This is a genomic window from Priestia sp. YIM B13491 (assembly GCF_042787605.1).
Taxonomy (GTDB): Bacteria; Bacillota; Bacilli; order Bacillales; family Bacillaceae_H; genus Priestia; species Priestia megaterium_E.
Window position 1 is genome coordinate 514,744 of sequence record NZ_JBHZOR010000003.1, and the last position, 15,840, is coordinate 530,583.

Annotated in this window: 15 protein-coding genes; 7 read left to right on the forward strand and 8 right to left on the reverse strand. The window is 37.9% G+C overall.

Features of this window, described 5'->3' with window-relative positions:
* Window positions 1-60 precede the first annotated feature (60 nt).
* Window positions 61-1,641, forward strand: coding sequence for a histidine kinase N-terminal 7TM domain-containing diguanylate cyclase (locus ACFX4E_RS13745; protein ID WP_377238419.1), 1,581 nt, complete (start codon window positions 61-63; stop codon window positions 1,639-1,641).
* 144 nt (window positions 1,642-1,785) lie between these two features.
* On the forward strand, window positions 1,786-2,547 hold the full coding sequence (locus tag ACFX4E_RS13750; protein WP_098334317.1) for an MBL fold metallo-hydrolase: 762 nt from the start codon (window positions 1,786-1,788) through the stop codon (window positions 2,545-2,547).
* Between the two features lie 367 nt (window positions 2,548-2,914).
* On the opposite strand, the gene ACFX4E_RS13755 is transcribed toward ACFX4E_RS13750, so the two are convergent.
* The gene (locus ACFX4E_RS13755) at window positions 2,915-3,904 is read right to left on the reverse strand and encodes a DUF4003 family protein (protein WP_028409395.1); all 990 of its coding nucleotides are present in this window, start codon (window positions 3,902-3,904) and stop codon (window positions 2,915-2,917) included.
* 145 nt (window positions 3,905-4,049) lie between these two features.
* Window positions 4,050-4,835, reverse strand: a complete 786-nt coding sequence (gene gdh / locus ACFX4E_RS13760; RefSeq protein ID WP_098334316.1) for a glucose 1-dehydrogenase — start codon at window positions 4,833-4,835, stop codon at window positions 4,050-4,052.
* A gap of 447 nt (window positions 4,836-5,282) precedes the next feature.
* Between gdh and ACFX4E_RS13765 the strand changes: the two genes are divergently transcribed.
* Both ACFX4E_RS13765 and ACFX4E_RS13770 read left to right on the forward strand, forming a co-directional pair.
* The gene (locus ACFX4E_RS13765) at window positions 5,283-5,909 is read left to right on the forward strand and encodes a nitroreductase family protein (protein WP_080781659.1); all 627 of its coding nucleotides are present in this window, start codon (window positions 5,283-5,285) and stop codon (window positions 5,907-5,909) included.
* Window positions 5,910-5,972: 63 nt separating this feature from the next.
* Window positions 5,973-7,277: an aldehyde dehydrogenase gene (locus ACFX4E_RS13770; RefSeq protein WP_098334315.1), complete on the forward strand. Its 1,305-nt coding sequence runs from the start codon at window positions 5,973-5,975 to the stop codon at window positions 7,275-7,277.
* Between the two features lie 41 nt (window positions 7,278-7,318).
* Here the strand turns inward: ACFX4E_RS13770 and ACFX4E_RS13775 are convergent, their stop codons facing one another.
* From ACFX4E_RS13775 to ACFX4E_RS13800, 6 genes are all read right to left on the reverse strand, one after another.
* Window positions 7,319-8,689 carry a DUF2254 domain-containing protein gene (locus ACFX4E_RS13775; RefSeq protein ID WP_028409399.1) on the reverse strand — a complete coding sequence of 457 codons (1,371 nt, stop codon included), beginning with the start codon at window positions 8,687-8,689 and terminating at the stop codon, window positions 7,319-7,321.
* 320 nt (window positions 8,690-9,009) lie between these two features.
* Window positions 9,010-9,783, reverse strand: a complete 774-nt coding sequence (locus ACFX4E_RS13780; protein ID WP_330534000.1) for a TPM domain-containing protein — start codon at window positions 9,781-9,783, stop codon at window positions 9,010-9,012.
* A complete protein-coding gene (locus ACFX4E_RS13785; protein WP_028409401.1) occupies window positions 9,783-10,376 on the reverse strand; it encodes a LemA family protein in 594 nt (197 codons plus the stop codon). The genes ACFX4E_RS13780 and ACFX4E_RS13785 overlap by 1 nt, the downstream gene beginning before the upstream one ends.
* A gap of 256 nt (window positions 10,377-10,632) precedes the next feature.
* On the reverse strand, window positions 10,633-11,253 hold the full coding sequence (locus tag ACFX4E_RS13790; RefSeq protein ID WP_377238420.1) for a polysaccharide deacetylase family protein: 621 nt from the start codon (window positions 11,251-11,253) through the stop codon (window positions 10,633-10,635).
* A 117-nt stretch (window positions 11,254-11,370) separates the two neighbouring features.
* Window positions 11,371-13,041, reverse strand: a complete 1,671-nt coding sequence (locus tag ACFX4E_RS13795) for a glycosyltransferase family 2 protein (protein ID WP_377238421.1) — start codon at window positions 13,039-13,041, stop codon at window positions 11,371-11,373.
* A 214-nt stretch (window positions 13,042-13,255) separates the two neighbouring features.
* Window positions 13,256-13,498, reverse strand: coding sequence for a spore germination protein (locus tag ACFX4E_RS13800; RefSeq protein WP_013084095.1), 243 nt, complete (start codon window positions 13,496-13,498; stop codon window positions 13,256-13,258).
* Between the two features lie 220 nt (window positions 13,499-13,718).
* Between ACFX4E_RS13800 and ACFX4E_RS13805 the strand changes: the two genes are divergently transcribed.
* The 3 genes from ACFX4E_RS13805 (at window position 13,719) to ACFX4E_RS13815 (ending at window position 15,823) form a co-directional block, all read left to right on the forward strand.
* On the forward strand, window positions 13,719-14,036 hold the full coding sequence (locus ACFX4E_RS13805; protein WP_102813558.1) for a winged helix-turn-helix transcriptional regulator: 318 nt from the start codon (window positions 13,719-13,721) through the stop codon (window positions 14,034-14,036).
* Window positions 14,037-14,066: 30 nt separating this feature from the next.
* Window positions 14,067-14,702 carry an FMN-dependent NADH-azoreductase gene (locus ACFX4E_RS13810; RefSeq protein WP_028414603.1) on the forward strand — a complete coding sequence of 212 codons (636 nt, stop codon included), beginning with the start codon at window positions 14,067-14,069 and terminating at the stop codon, window positions 14,700-14,702.
* Window positions 14,703-15,187: 485 nt separating this feature from the next.
* Window positions 15,188-15,823 (forward strand): FMN-dependent NADH-azoreductase, encoded by a 636-nt coding sequence (locus ACFX4E_RS13815; protein ID WP_028409405.1) that lies wholly within the window; start codon window positions 15,188-15,190, stop codon window positions 15,821-15,823.
* The last annotated feature ends 17 nt before the right edge of the window (window positions 15,824-15,840 follow it).

Consider the following 15,840-nt stretch of genomic DNA (forward strand, 5'->3'; position numbering starts at 1 on the left):
CATTTTATTTGAACTGTGCTACATTTAACTAAAAATGCTTTCTTAATGAGGGACACGATTGTGAATTTAGATTTAACCGCTTATATAACGCTTATCTGTACGTCTGGTGTTCTTAATTTATACTTGTGTTTTTACGTATTTATTAAACGTCACCACTACAGCAATATTGCGCATTTATTTATTCTTCATACGGGTTTCACCGCCGTTTATTGTATGGGTGCGGCATTCAGCTTGCTATCCGTTAATCTTGAGGAAATGAAATTTTGGACCGTTATTCAATACGTGGGCATGCCTTTTTCACCTCCTGCAGGACTGCTGTTTGTTATGCAGTATGTCGGCATAAAGGTAAGGAAAAAACATATTTTTGCGCTTTTTATCATTCCGTTTATTAGTTTGATTATGGTCGCAACAAACGACTGGCATCACCTTCATTATCGCGTATTTGAAATTGACCCAGTTTTAGGTGCTCCTTACATTCATCAAGAAATTGGACCATGGTACACGTTTCACGGCATGTTCATCTTTTCGTCTATGTTCGTTGCTTTTTTGCTCGCCGTTTACCGCTGGAAAGAAACAGCCAAAGCTTACCGCCTGCAGTTAATTGCATTAATGGTAGGGCAATTAGTCCCTATCGTCACAGCTTTTGTCTATTTAATGGGCTTTACGCCGCAGGGAATTGATCCAGTTCCGATGGTTTTATGGGTTTCTTCTTTTTTATATTTATGGTCCATTAACTCATCGCGTATGTTTACAGTCATGCCCGTTGCAAAAGATGCGATATTTAACAGCATCAATGACGGTGTTATCGTGCTTGATGAAACTTACAGATTAATTGAATTTAACTTAGCGTCGAAGAACATGTTTCCCCAGCTGAAAAAAGCGATGTTTGGAAAACGGTTTGCTGATATTTGGTTCACTCTATCGGACAGTTCATTTCCTTTTACATTCGAAAATAAAAACAGCAGTCAAGAGCTGCAGCTTTTTTCTACGGATCAATCTCAGTATACGTATCAAGTTCGCACCTCTCCTTTGCAGTATGCTAACAATAGTCACGGCTTGCTGCTTATTTTTACGGATATTACGGAGCTAAAAAGACTTCAGCTAAAGCTTGAAAACCAAGCTTATTACGATGAGCTGACGCAAATTTATAATCGTCGGGCATTTTTTCAGCACAGTAAGCAAGCGTTCAAAGAAGCAAAACAGTCCGCAGCTTCTTTTACGCTTCTTTTACTTGATATTGATTATTTTAAAAAAGTGAACGACACGTATGGTCATTATGCCGGCGATCAGGTGCTTGTACATGTCGTAAAAGCCTGTCAGTCCGTATTACCGCAAGGAGCGCTTTTTGCTCGGTACGGCGGTGAAGAATTTGTACTCGCGCTAAAGGGCTATACTTTATCCGAAGGCGAAACGCTTGCCGACCAAATTCGCCGTCACGTCGAGACTCAGCCCTTACTGATTAACGAAGAAACCATTTCTGTTACGTTAAGTCTTGGAGTAGCACAAGCGGAAAAACAAGAAAATGAAACGTTAGATGAGCTGTTGAATAAAGCAGATATCGCCCTGTACGATGCCAAACAACATGGACGCAACCAAGTACGTATATATAAAGAGATAAAAGAAATCCTAAAAAGAACCTAAACAGCACTGTTTCGGTTCTTTTTGCTTTTGACTACTATTCTTTCATTTATCAAGTGAAAGTGTTAAAAGACTTGATTTTATCTATGTATTTGCAACTAGAGCATCCTATAAACTATATGTAGATCAAAAAAAGGAGAGATACAGATGAAGATTACACATATTCGTAACGCTACTCTAATTGTTGAATACGGAGGAAAAACATTTTTAATTGATCCTATGTTAGCGGAAAAAGGCACGTACCCTCCTTTCCCAAATTCGATCAGACAAGATCAAAACAATCCTTTAGTGAACTTACCGATATCCGTTGAAGAGATTATTGATGGTGTAGATGCGGTTATTGTCACTCACCTCCATTTAGACCATTTTGACGATGCGGCTAAGCAGGCTTTGCCAAAAGACATCAAAATGTTCGTTCAAAATGAAGAAGATGCCGCAGTAGTAAAAGAAGCTGGTTTTAAAAATGTAGAAGTACTTACGCAAAACACGGTTTTTGAAGGCGTTGAATTAATCAAAACAAAAGGTGAACACGGAAGAGGAGAAATTTTAAAGCGTACTGGTTTAGTGTGCGGCGTTGTTTTTAAAGATAAGAGTGAAAAAACCCTCTATGTAGCTGGAGATACAGTATGGTATTCCGCTGTTGAAGAAGAAATCAATACACATAAACCCGACGTTATTGTCGTAAACGGCGGCGATAATCAGTTTTTAGAAGGCGGTTCTCTTGTGATGGGGAAAGAAGATATTTACCAAGTTTTTAAAGCGGCCCCTCGTGCTACGATTATTTCTGTCCATATGGAAGCTGTAAATCACTGGACGCTATCAAGAGAAGAATTAAAAGGCTTTATCAAAGAAAAAGACATGACATCTCACGTCTTTGTTCCAGATGATGGCGAGTTTTATACTTTTTAAGAGAAAAGCTGAGATAAAAGTATTCTAGTTGAATGTAAATCCGAACGAGGAATCAAGATTCTTGATGGAGAATCAACTCCGTTCGGATTTTTTCATCGGTATGGTGAACGTAGGTTTCATGTATACGGGTACTTCTAGCGGTTGATTGGAGGACAAGGCGAAGACTCCTGCGGGAAAAGCGGAACAGGTGAGACCCCGCAGGAGCGTAAGTGACAAGGAGGCTCAGCGGCCGCCGGCGGAAAGCGAAGCCTTGCACGGAAATCAACCGCGGTATTATAAGCGGTTCAGCTCATTTATTCCATTGGTTCATCTTTAGATTAGATTCATGTAGTTATGTCCCAGCCTCTTTTTATAACCGTTTCATTTATCAAGTAGTAGTCGTAGTAGCAACTGCTGAAGTGCTCGCAATAACAGCTAGCATAGCTGCCTGCTGGGCTTGAATAATCGTTTCAATCGTTGTATAGATACCTGTTTCGACCAGTCTAGAATCCTTTAGCTTTTCACTGATAACCAGATTAACCGCCAGCATAACATTGATGTCTTTATGCCACTTAAAAAGTTTATCTGCATTCAGCTGCTTTACCGCTTCATGGATAATTTCAATTTCAGCTTCCGGATTTTCAAACAGTGCTAATAAGCCAAGAACCGGGTAATGCATTGCTTTTACTTTCATACCTGCCGATTCACAGGTTTCTTTTACTGCTAGGCACCTTTCAATAAGGGTATCCCCATGTAAGTTTTTATCGATTGCGAGAATATGACTTAAAAATTGAAGGTCATTCCCTCTTTTAAATCCATGCTGCCCCAATGTGGTATAAAAGTGTTCAATTTCATGCATCAAATCATCAACAGACTCGCTCGTTTCAGCTAATAAAACGGCAAGAGGTACATCACCGCTTGTTGTGAGGAAGAGATGCTTTTTTTTCATGCCTTGATAAATTTCTACTGACCTTCGAACCATTTCTTTATGACTTCGACTTGACTCATTCGACAGCATAGCGGAAGCTGCGATATACGTAAATGCGCCTCTGGTAAATCCGCCTTGTACCAATTGATCATATACATCCAGAAATTCATGAAACGTTTCTTTTGGATTCTCATAGCGGGTATCTAGCATGGCTGCGATCGTAAACCTCTGCGATGATTTTAATGTAGAAAACATTCCTACTTGATTTTTAATATAGTCACTTAACTCAATATAAGGCTGAAGCTGAAGCGATTTGCCTTTCACTGCATACATAGAAGCGATAGCCATAAGCTGCTTCGGATCTGTCACTTTCCATTTGAGCTCATTTTTTAAGCTGATATAAAAACCTCTATACTGATCTACTTTTTGTTGAATCGTTTCCGGTAGCATATCAACACGTCCTTTATTTGTCGTTAGCTTATATACGTAACACTTTAATAAAAGTTTCAATATTCGGTAAATAAGCCGTGCATTTATGACAATACGAAAAAGACCTCGGGATATCCCAAGGTCTTTTTTCTTTCAGCTTTATTTATTAACCTCTTCCCGCTTGGAAAGAAGGATATTTTGTCATACCGCCATCAGCAAATAGTGTAATACCTGTTACGTAGCTTGCTTGTGACGATGCTAAGAATGCTGCAACTGATGCAATTTCTTCCGGATTGCCGATGTAGCCCATTGGAATCATGCTTTCTACGTCTGCACGCTGTTCCGGATCTGCGAATTTTTCAGCGTTGATTGGCGTATCGATCGCGCCTGGTCCAATGTTATTTACGCGGATACCTTTTGGCGCATATTCAAGAGCCAATGTTTCCGTCATTAGCTTCATACCGCCTTTACTTGCTGCATAGTGAACAAATAGTGGCCAAGGAATCATTTCGTGAACGCTGGACATGTTAATAACATTTCCTTTAATGTCATTTTCAACAAAATATTTAATCGCTTCGCGGCTTCCTAAAAACGCGCCTGTTAAGTTTGTATCGATTACTTGATTCCAGTTTTCTAATGATAATTCATGTGAAGGAACCGGGTTTTCAACACCAGCATTATTAACCATAACGTCTAATGTGCCAAATTCTTTAACAGCTGTCTCTACAAGGTTCACAACGTCTTCTTCTTTTGTTACGTCGCCTCGAACAACAATTGCTTGACCGCCAGCTTGTTCAATTTCTTTTTTTACTTCTAGCGCTTCATCCTCATTGCTGCGGTAGTTTACAACCACTTTTGACTGCTCTTGACCAAAACGAACGGCCATTGCTCGGCCTATTCCTTTTGATCCGCCTGTTACAACTACTACTTTATCTTTTAAATCTGTATACATCTTGAAGTCCTCCTACTTTTCCTGCGTGATATGTCTTGTTATACTGTACTAATTACAAATACAGTTTAGGTTTTAAAAAGAGAATAAACATTTCTCTATCTCTTCTTTCTCAAACTGTCATTCATTTAAAAAGTAACAAATTCACTTTTGTCTCTTTTCGTTACTTATCGTAACTAAGAGAAATAAAGTAGTCAAACTTTTTGTTTTATCATTCTTATTATTTATTTTCATCACTTACTTTCTTCATCTCTGTTCCCCGCAGGATGTGGTTTCACACTTTTAATTAACACCACTTCAAAAGTTTAAACTTTTTCCCTTGCAATTCTTAAATCAATGTATTATATTGTTGATGTATCAATTATTGATATGTCAAACAATTGTCCACAATCAAAAATATGGAAATGACAATAAATATGTTTAACGCCTAAAAAGAAAGGAATAATGACTATGACTATAAAAGATTTTAACGAAATTGCTTTAAAACGTCGTTCAATTAAAAAATATGATCCTTCAGTAAAAATCAGCCGTGAGGAAATGGAGGAAATCCTTACAGAAGCTATGCGCGCTCCTTCTTCTGTTAATATGCAACCGTGGCGCTTTGTTGTTATTGAAACACCAGAAGGAAAAGAAAAGCTAGCTAAACTTGCGAAATTTAACAGTGAACAAGTTCATACATCTTCAGCTGTTATTGCCGTGTTTGGTGACATGAACAACGTCGAATATGCAGACGAAATTTTCGGGAAAGCAGTAGAGCTTGGCTATATGCCTCAGGATATTAAAGAACAGCAGCTAAATTTCTTTAAGCCGATTTACGAAAACATGCCAAAAGCAGATATGAAAGACATCGTGCTAATTGATTCAGGTCTTGTATCTATGCAGCTTATGCTTGTTGCTCGCGCTCACGGATATGATACAAATCCAATCGGCGGATACGAAAAACACTTAATCGCAGAAGAATTCGGTTTAGATAAAGAACGTTACCTTCCAATTATGCTTATCTCAATCGGGAAAGCAGCAAGCGAAGGCCATGCTTCTTACCGTTTACCGGTCAATACGGTTACAACTTGGAAATAAGCAGCAGCTAGTTCTGTTCATTGAACAAAGAGTTAAAAATGTGAAGTAAAAGGAGATTTTCTGATGAATAACTATCAAGAACTTACAAAAAAACAGCTTTCATTCTTTAATAGCGGTAAAACAAAAGACGTTGCGTTCCGTATCGAAACGTTAAAGAAATTAAGAGACCTTGTTGTGCGTCATGAAGACGACATTTTAAAAGCAGTAAAAGCTGACCTTAACAAACCAGAAATGGAAGCAAAACGTGCAGAAGTTGGTCTTGTGCTAAGTGAAATCGACTTTGCAGTTGAAAATCTTGCAGAATGGGCAGCGCCAAAAGAAGTAGAAACACCATCTACTCACGCTGGAGCAAAAAGCTACATTTATCAAGATCCATACGGTTTAGCTCTAGTGATTGCACCTTGGAACTATCCGTTCCAACTTGCTGTATCACCAGTAGTAGGCGCGATTGCTGCAGGTAACTGCGTGGTGTTAAAGCCTTCTGAATTAACACCTCATACGTCAAGCCTTCTTGCTAAGATGTTTAATGAAAACTTCCCTGAAGAATACTTAACGGTAGTCGAAGGTGAAGTGGAAACAAGCACGGCTTTACTAAAAGAAAACTTTGATTACATCTTCTTTACAGGAAGTACAATGGTCGGCAAAATCGTGGCAGAAGCTGCAGCTAAACATTTAACGCCTGTTACGCTAGAACTAGGCGGAAAAAGCCCTACAATTGTACACGAAGATGCTAATATTGAAGAAGCAGCTAAACGTATTGCGCGCGGTAAATTTGCAAATGCTGGCCAAACTTGCGTAGCGCCAGACTACATTCTTGTTCAACGAAATGTAAAAGACGAGCTGCTAGCTAACCTAAAACAAGTCGTAACAAACACGTACGGCGAAGATGTTTCACAAAATCTAGACTTCCCTCACGTAGTGAGCGAAAAGCATTTTGATCGTCTTAACAGCTTCTTAACAAACGGAGATATCGTTTTTGGAGGCAAAACGGATCGTTCTCGTCTGTTTATTGAACCAACTGTTCTTGACAACATCTCATGGGAAGACAATGTGATGCAAGATGAAATCTTTGGACCAATTCTTCCAGTCATCGTATACGATGAAATCTCAGAAGTAATTGAAGCAATCGTAAAACGTCCAAAACCATTGGCACTTTATCTTTTCTCTGAAGATGAAGCAATCCAAGATCACATCTTAAACAGCGTGTCATTCGGCGGCGGTTCCATCAATGATACGATTAACCATATGACATCTCACTACCTTCCATTTGGCGGCGTTGGTGACAGCGGAATGGGTGCGTATCACGGAAAAGCAAGCTTTGATACATTTTCACATGCTAAAAGCATCTTAAAACGTTCAAATAAATAATAAAAAAGAAAAGCCGAAGTCACGCGTTGACTTCGGCTTTTTTACTTCTTCATTTGTTCAGTGATCTGTTCATATTGCTCTTCCTTTTCTGTAGAAATAGCTAAATCATAAAGAATATGTAAAAAATATTTTTTATCTTGAACAAATAAATACTCTTCTTCAAAGCCTTGAGACGTGTAAATGGCAAACTCCCAAATATCGTCGTAATAAGCTGGCCCAATGGCCTCAGCGAGATTTCCAAGCGTTTTAAGCAGCTCCATTGTAATGATAATATTACGTCTAGCATAGTGCCTGATATTAGCAAATCCATCATATAAAAAGTCTTCAAATTTTTTATCAGGAATAACCATTCGTACAACGCCGCTGTCATCAACTAAATACGAAGAAAACTGACTAACATCACAAATTTTCCGAAGAATATCGCTAATTTGGTGAATGGAGTTAATCGCCGTTTTGAAGTCATCACTTCCTAATGATTTAATCGCCATCTCGACAAACTTGGTAATAATATGAGTTGTGTCTTGAATATCGGTTTGAGATTTTCCTATATGAACATATCGATGGAAAATAGCCTGATCAATTTCATCCTGCTCTGCAGAATCTCGATTCCAATAATAAAACAATATCGTTCCGTCAAGTACGTAGTCCCCTACTTCCCTCTCCATTTTGATCACTAAGTTATGCTCTTTGGCATAGTCAATTAATCGGCTGTAATTCACGGTCTGAATATAGCCGGATGTTTGAATATATACTGGGTTTTTCTCTCCTTCAGGAAAGGAAAATGGTTCGTTATGAGCAGATTGCGTTCGATGAACCTCTAGCTCTTCACGTATCGTCGTTTCAATAGCTTTTATAGATTCCGTTTTCATCGATTGAGTCATATGATTAACTTGCAGCCATTTAACGGAATGATTAATAAAGTAGACAAACGTGCCTGCACTAAAAACCGATAGCGCCGTGGTCACAAATGGGATAGCAAAGTAGCCATCTACTTGTGAACTATTTAAAAAAAGAAAGACGAAAAGTGTATATAAAAAACTCCCCATAAAAATCCCGAGAATTCGCTGAGTCGATTTCGAAGAAGCAAAGTTTTTTAACACGCGAGGAGAAAACTGAGCTGCAAATGATGTAAACACAACAAGCATTAAGTTAAAGGTAAACGTCGTAATCGATAAAATTCCGGGCATAATCGTACTCACTAACGTATTGGTTAAATCCATGTTGATTGAAAAAAACGAAGGAACTTTCTCTCCTACTTTACAGTAATAATCAAGAAACAGCGTCAATGCAGCTAAAAGAACAGAAAAAAGAGCATAAATTAAGGGACTAAACCATATTTGGCTATTTAGCTCATCTTTAAAAGCACGAGGAGAGAGCTGTTTCCTTGCCGCTATCCACCTAAATGTATTCATACAAAACTCTCCTTTTTATTTGTAAATCTCTAACTTTTTTCTTAGTTCCCTAATTTTTTTTGATTATGCTTATACAATGGAAAAAAATCTATTTTTTAAGATATAGGCACACAAAGCAAAAATGAGATTGACACATACCTCATTAATTCAATCTAAAGACGTACAAATAGGATACATGAGCTGAATGAATATATGAAAGCTATGTTCACCACGCAAATAAAAAACCCGAACGCGTTGGATTCTCAATTAAGAATCCATCTCGGTCGGATCTTCCTTCAACTAACTTAATTTTATTCCAGCCTCTTTTGACTCTTATCTTTCTACCAGCCTCGGCTCGCTCCGCCGCCTCCAGAGCTTCCGCCTCCCCCTCCACGAGGACCGCTTCCGCCGCTGCCACCGCCTCCGCCTCTTCCTCCAAACATGACAAGGAAGTTTAGCAGAAATTGTGTAATCGCTCCTTTAAAAAAGACGAAGTCGAGAATAAGCAAGCCCACAATAACAGCTGCAATCAGCAGCGTTTGAAGCGTTGTGAAATGAGCACCGCTATCAGAGGGCGGAGATGCTTTTGGCACTTTTTGTTCAAAATCTGTTCCTAAATCATACTCTTTCACGACTTGGTTATAAACAGCTTTGTATGTGCTTTCTAGCGCCGTATCGTATTTTCCATTTTTTAAGTTAGGAATAGCATAAGAATCTAAAATTTCTCCCGATTTGATATCGGTGATAGCTCCTTCTAACCCATATCCTACTTCGATTCGAATTTTTCGTTCTTTTTTAGCGAGCAAAATAAGAACGCCATTGTTCAGCTTTTTATCACCGAGTTTGTACTTCCGAAACGCTTCATTCGCGTACTCTTCTACATCCGCATCACCTAATGAATTCACGGTAAGAATCGCTACTTGAGCTTTCGTTTCATCATCCAATTTTCTGCCCATTTGGTTTATTTCAGCTTTTTCCTGATCGTTTAATAGATGAGCAAAATCTTGAACGTAAATATCACCTACCGGATTTGGAATATCAGGTGCAGCAAAAGCAACGCTTACCATATTACATAAAAGAGACAATAATAAAGCAAACGAAGCAAGAAATTTCATCACTTATCGCTCCCAAAATCAACTTTCGGCGCTTCTTTTTCTTCATTTGTTACTTCAAAATATGGCTTTTTTTCAAAGCCGAACGTACCCGCTAACATGCTTTTAGGAAATCTCTTAACCGATTTATTGTATTTTGCAACTTCATCGTTATAGTCTTTACGCGCTACAGCGAGTCGATTTTCCGTTCCTTCTAAACTGTCCATTAAGCTTCTGAAGTTTTCATTCGCTTTTAAATCCGGATATTTTTCAACCACTACGAGCAGGCGGTTTAATGCGCCGCTTAACTGTTGATTAGCATCAGCTTTGTCTTCAGGAGTTTTCGCTCCCGCTAGCTGCGCTCTTGCCTGAGTGACTGAATCAATTGCTTCCTGTTCATGCTTAGCATAGCCTTTGACCGTTTCCACTAAGTTCGGAATTAGATCAGCTCTTCTTTTTAATTGATTATCTATTTGGGAAAATTTATTATCTACGTCTTCCTCTGCGCTAACGAGGCTGTTGTAAGAGCTCACTCCGTAAATCACAACAATTCCTAACCCTAAAATCACAACAATCGCTATCCCAATGAGCGTAGCGATCAAGCCTTTGTTTTTCAATGTACTACCTCTTTTCTTCATCAAAATTATGTATCTACTTACTAGTACGAATCACGCTCTAAAAAGATTCATTTTTTACCAATTTTTTATATTGAACGTATAAGTAAGACATCTCCTAACAATCAACCCTTCTATAAATAAAGTGAAATGCTTTTCTCTACCTAGTCTTTCTATCCATTCGCACATATAACCTTCTCGATTTTATCTTGTTTCACAATAGAAAAAAGGAATACCTCTTGGCTATTCCTTTTTCTGCTTAAGACCATCCTTCAATCTTGTATGCGACTCGGTGAAATTCAGGAACCGTTACAAATTGATAGTCGTTTTTTATTAAATATTTAATAAGTTTCGGCAATGAAGCAACAATTTGATCCCGCGCTCCGCTGCCGTATCGATCCCCGTCGTGCATGACAATAAGATTCTTTTCTTGTAGATTTTTAATCGTATATTTGCATATGGCCAATGGATCTTCTTCACGCCAATCCTGACTATCTACATTCCATAGAACAGACGTCATTCCCAATTCCTTAATAGTAGCAAGAGCTGTATCATTTATCGAACTGTAAGGTGCACGAAACAGCTTGGGCGAATAACCTATTATTTTCTCTATTTGAGCATTTGTAGAAGTGATTTCTTTCCATAATTCACGTTTAGAAAGAGTTGTAATATCAGGATGACTCCACGTATGATTGCCAATTACGTGCTTTGCTCTATGAATACGTCGGATCAGCTTCGGAAATTTTTCCGCTTCTGCACCTACGACAAAAAAGGTCGCACGTACATTATATCTTTTTAGAATTTTTAAAATAGCAGCCGTGTAGGCTGAGGGTCCATCATCAAACGTCAAAGCAACGTACTTTGGTGAATTTTGATTCATGTATTCTCTCTCTCCTTATATAAAATAGATATAGAGATAAACCCCTCAATTTTTTTGCGTAAGTTGAGGGGTTTTTGCGGCGAGACGATACTATATTTTATTTGAAAGTGTTAATTACTAAAGGTAATAGATTTGTTCAAAAGAACTCGCCAAATAGTCAAATCCGCGAGGCCGCAGCGTTTCGAACTGCTGATGAATTTTTATTCTTTCCTCTGACCCTTCAGGGAGATCGTAAAGTTTCGTCACAGGCTGTCCACTATTTAAATATTCAATAATTCTAAAAAGCATGGTACAAAAAGCATGTTTCAGTTCATTGTATTCGTTAGGAAAACGTTCCTCCAATTGGTTATATTCAACTAATGTTTGATGCAGATGCATAAACGGGAGCTCTTTCCATTCAAGAGATAGAATAAGAACGTCTATATTTGGATGCTTCTTCACAAAACGGTAGTGATTCCCCCACTGCTCTTTCACTTTCCGCTTCGATATCCCATGTTCCTGATGATAGGCAACCGTAGAGGGATCTAAAACAAACTGCACCCCATTTTTATACAATCGATATCCAAGCTCCCAGTCTTCTGCCCCGTAGCCAACAAACGTTTCATCAAAAAGACCGGATTTTTTTAAGTTCGCTTTTCTTACTGATACATTTCCACTTAAAAATGCAATATAAGGTAGCGTAAATCCTTCAAGCCGCTCTCCGAAATGTTTTAGCCCGCTGTTAAGAAAATAACGATTAGGAAAGGATAAACGTTGAAAACGGTTTGTATCAATGTCTTCTTTTGTTACAAGAGGACAAGGAACATTTGAATGCTGCTTCGTCTGTTCATAGTTTTCATACAATCTTCTATACTCAGGATCCCTGCCGACTAGTTCTTTCAAGTGAGCCACTTGATCTTCATTATAGTCTGGCATAATAAACGTGTAGACTCCTTCATAATGCATAGCTCCGGTAACCACAAGATTAGATTCATGCACATGATGTTTATAGTGATTTTCAATAAAAGCAGGAGGAGCCAGCATTTCTCCGTCTAAAAAGATTAAAAGATCTCCTTCAGCATGATTAATTCCTATATTACGTACCGAGGAACGCCCTTTATTTTGTTTCATTTGAATATATTTAAATTTGAACGGGACATCCACTTCTTTTAAAATGTTGGACGTGTTATCAGAAGACGCATCATCTACTAGAATGACTTCATACTCAGCATGGGGAAACGTTTGTTTTGATAAACCGTAAAGCGAAAGAGAGGTTTGATGATACTTATTGTACGTAGGCATAACAATGCTAACTTTAATAGGATGCTTATGATTATTTTTTACGCTCATTTTATATAATGAATGGTCTGTTATATCAACTTTATTTGTTTCATTCACTGCATCAGCTTTGTCATATAATTTATTGGTTTCATTCACTGCGTCAGCTTTTTCATATGGTTTATTGGTTTCATTCATTGCATCCGCTTTGTCGTATGGTTTATTGGTTTCATTCACTGCGTCAGCTTTGTCGTATGATTTATTGGTTTCGTTCGCTGTATTAACTTTGTCACGTGATTTATTTTTTTTGTTCCCTGTGTTAACTTTATCGCGTGATTTATTCACTTTGTTATCTGCATCGTCGAACCTATTCCCTTTACTTGTTTTATCTTTTCTATCCTTTTTATCCTTTGACTTATCAAGTTTGTCTTTGAGCTTTTTTAAGGGATGTGTACTATTTTTTCTCTTTCTAATATAATACTTTCCATCTTCAGGGTTGTAGTAGTATTCATACGAGTCTATTTTAATCATCCTTTCTTTGTTTTTCCTCTATATACTATTCAATAAATGACCGGGTGCTTGTACAATATATAAATTTTTTTAGAAAAGGCGTATATAATAGATTCGCGAACTCTGATAGATCGTTCTATTGAAGTAGAAACACATTCTCTTATCATAAATAAGTGTTCTACTTCTCAGCATAAAAAAGCTGCTTACAACTTCATACGTTATAAGCAGCTCCCTTTTATAGCTGATTTCCATATACCCCATCAATATTCGCAACAGCAGTTTGATCAAATATATCTGCATCCATATTTGTGTTTTTCATTCGAGCACAAGCAGCTGAAATGTCTCCATACGTTGAGTTGATTCCAACAGATTTAACATCCGCTGTGTGTCCGTTGTGAAGAACTTCTCCAAAATTCATCGATCCGTTTCTCGCCATACCATTAATTCTCGTGTTACAGATGTTAATAACTCCTGCCATGACCATACCACCTTTTCTTAAAATGAATTCGTACATCGTATGCTGTGACAAGCCTATGTGTGAAAAGTTTTCAAGAAGTGAAAAGCAAGGTACAAATACTAGTGAAATTATTCATTTCACCCTGCTTCACCCAAAGTTTCCACATGTTTTTATGCTTTTTCTGTTACAATAAATGCATAAGTTATTTTTCATCCATATTGTTTGAAGGAGGATACGTAATATGGACGAACAAAAAGATATTCAACCTAAAGTAGAAAAAAGTTTTGAACTGATTGGCAAGAAATGGACAGGATTAATCATTTATGTACTTATGAGCGGTCCTAAACGCTTTAGTGAATTAAATGAAAGTATACCAGCCTTAAGCAGAAGGCTTTTGACAGAACGAATTAAAGAGCTTGAAGACCACGGAATTGTTGTCCGAAATGTCATTCCGGACCGCCCTATTCGTTCTGAATATTCGCTGACTCAAAAAGGAACAGAGCTAGGCAAAATATTAGGGCCGATTAGCCAGTGGGCAGAAAGCTGGGTCCAAGATTAATAAAACTACTCCATAGAAAGGATGAGCATCATGGCAAATGTTCTCTATATTACTGCACACCCTTTAGCTGAAGACGAATCACTTAGCATGGCTGTTGGGAAAGAATTTATTGACGTGTATAAACAAACACATCCAGAAGATGATGTGGTTCATTTAGATTTATATCAAGCAGATATTCCATACTTAGATGCAGACGTATTTAACGGCTGGAAAAAGCTTCGTTCTCACTCTTCCATCCAGGATTTATCAACGGATGAACGATTAAAAGTGGGACGATTAGCTGAACTAGGCGGACAGTTCGTACTCGCTGACAAATATATTTTTGTCACGCCAATGTGGAATTTCTCTGTTCCTGCGATTATGAAAACGTACATTGATGCGATTACCGTGTCAGGTAAAACCTTTACATATACAAAAGAAGGCGCTCAGGGATTGCTTAAAGGAAAAAAAGCAATTCACATTCAATCCCGCGGAGACGTGTATTCAGAAGGCCCTGAAATGGCAAGAGAAATGGGACACCGCTATTTAGAAATCATGATGGACTTCTTTGGAATTGAAGCGTTTGAAAGCATTATTATTGAAGGGCAAGTAAAATTCCCGGATCAAATTCCGCAAATCAAAGAAAAAGCACTCCAAAAAGCCCATTCAATGGCCAAGACGTTTTAAGTTCAATAAAAATTAAAAAGACCTCGAAGCAGATCGAGGTCTTTTTCTTTACTCTTCCCTCCCTTATATTTCCCTTGAAATAATGATCACCTTCCTGCTCGTTTTACGCTGAAAATAGATTTAAAGGAAAGATGAAACGTTGTTATTTTTTGTTACTATTAATAACGCACGAAACAAAAATACACGTTTTTTCTTTTTCGTTTTTTAATTATCTACGTTCAAAAAAAATAGTTCCTTTAAATGAATAAGGTTTAAAACCACGCTTTAAACAGAAATAAACCTTTTATTTTAAAGGGTTTAGCTACTAAACCCAAAAGCGTAATACTCTTAAACACGTTTTTGAACATGATAAAACCCAATAAAAAATCTTTGACTAAATTCGTTACGTAAGTTACTATTAATAACGTAGTAGATGTTTTCGAACATATTATCTTTAATTCATGAAACAACATTTATATATTGAAGACGGAAAGGTGAAAATAATTATGGCAAAAGTATTATATATTACAGCAAACCCTAACGATGCTACGCAATCATTCAGTATGGCTGCGGGAGACGCATTCATTAGCGAGTATAAAGAAGTAAACCCAACGGATGAGATTGTTCACGTTAATTTATATCAAGAACATATCCCTCACATCGACGGCGATGTATTCAGCGGATGGGGTAAACTTGGAAGCGGCGCAGAATTTGACGCGCTTACTCCGGAAGAACAGCGCAAAGTTGCTCGTTTAAACGAATTAAGTGATCAATTTGCTCAAGCGGATAAATACGTATTTGTTACACCAATGTGGAACTTCTCATTCCCACCGGTAATGAAGGCATACTTAGATTCTGTAGCAGTAGCTGGAAAATCATTTAAATATACAGCAGAAGGTTCTGTTGGTCTATTAACAGATAAAAAAGCGTTCCATATTCAAGCAAACGGCGGTATCTACTCTCGCGGCCCTGCTGGTGAATTAGAAATGGGTCACCGCTATATGCGCATTATGATGAACTTCTTCGGCGTTCCTTCTATCGGAAGCCTATTTGTAGAAGGACAGGCTGCAATGCCAGATAAAGCACAAGAAATTAAAGAAGACGGCATTGCTCGCGCTAAAGAAGCTGCACGTACGTTCTAATAACAAATATAAGCATA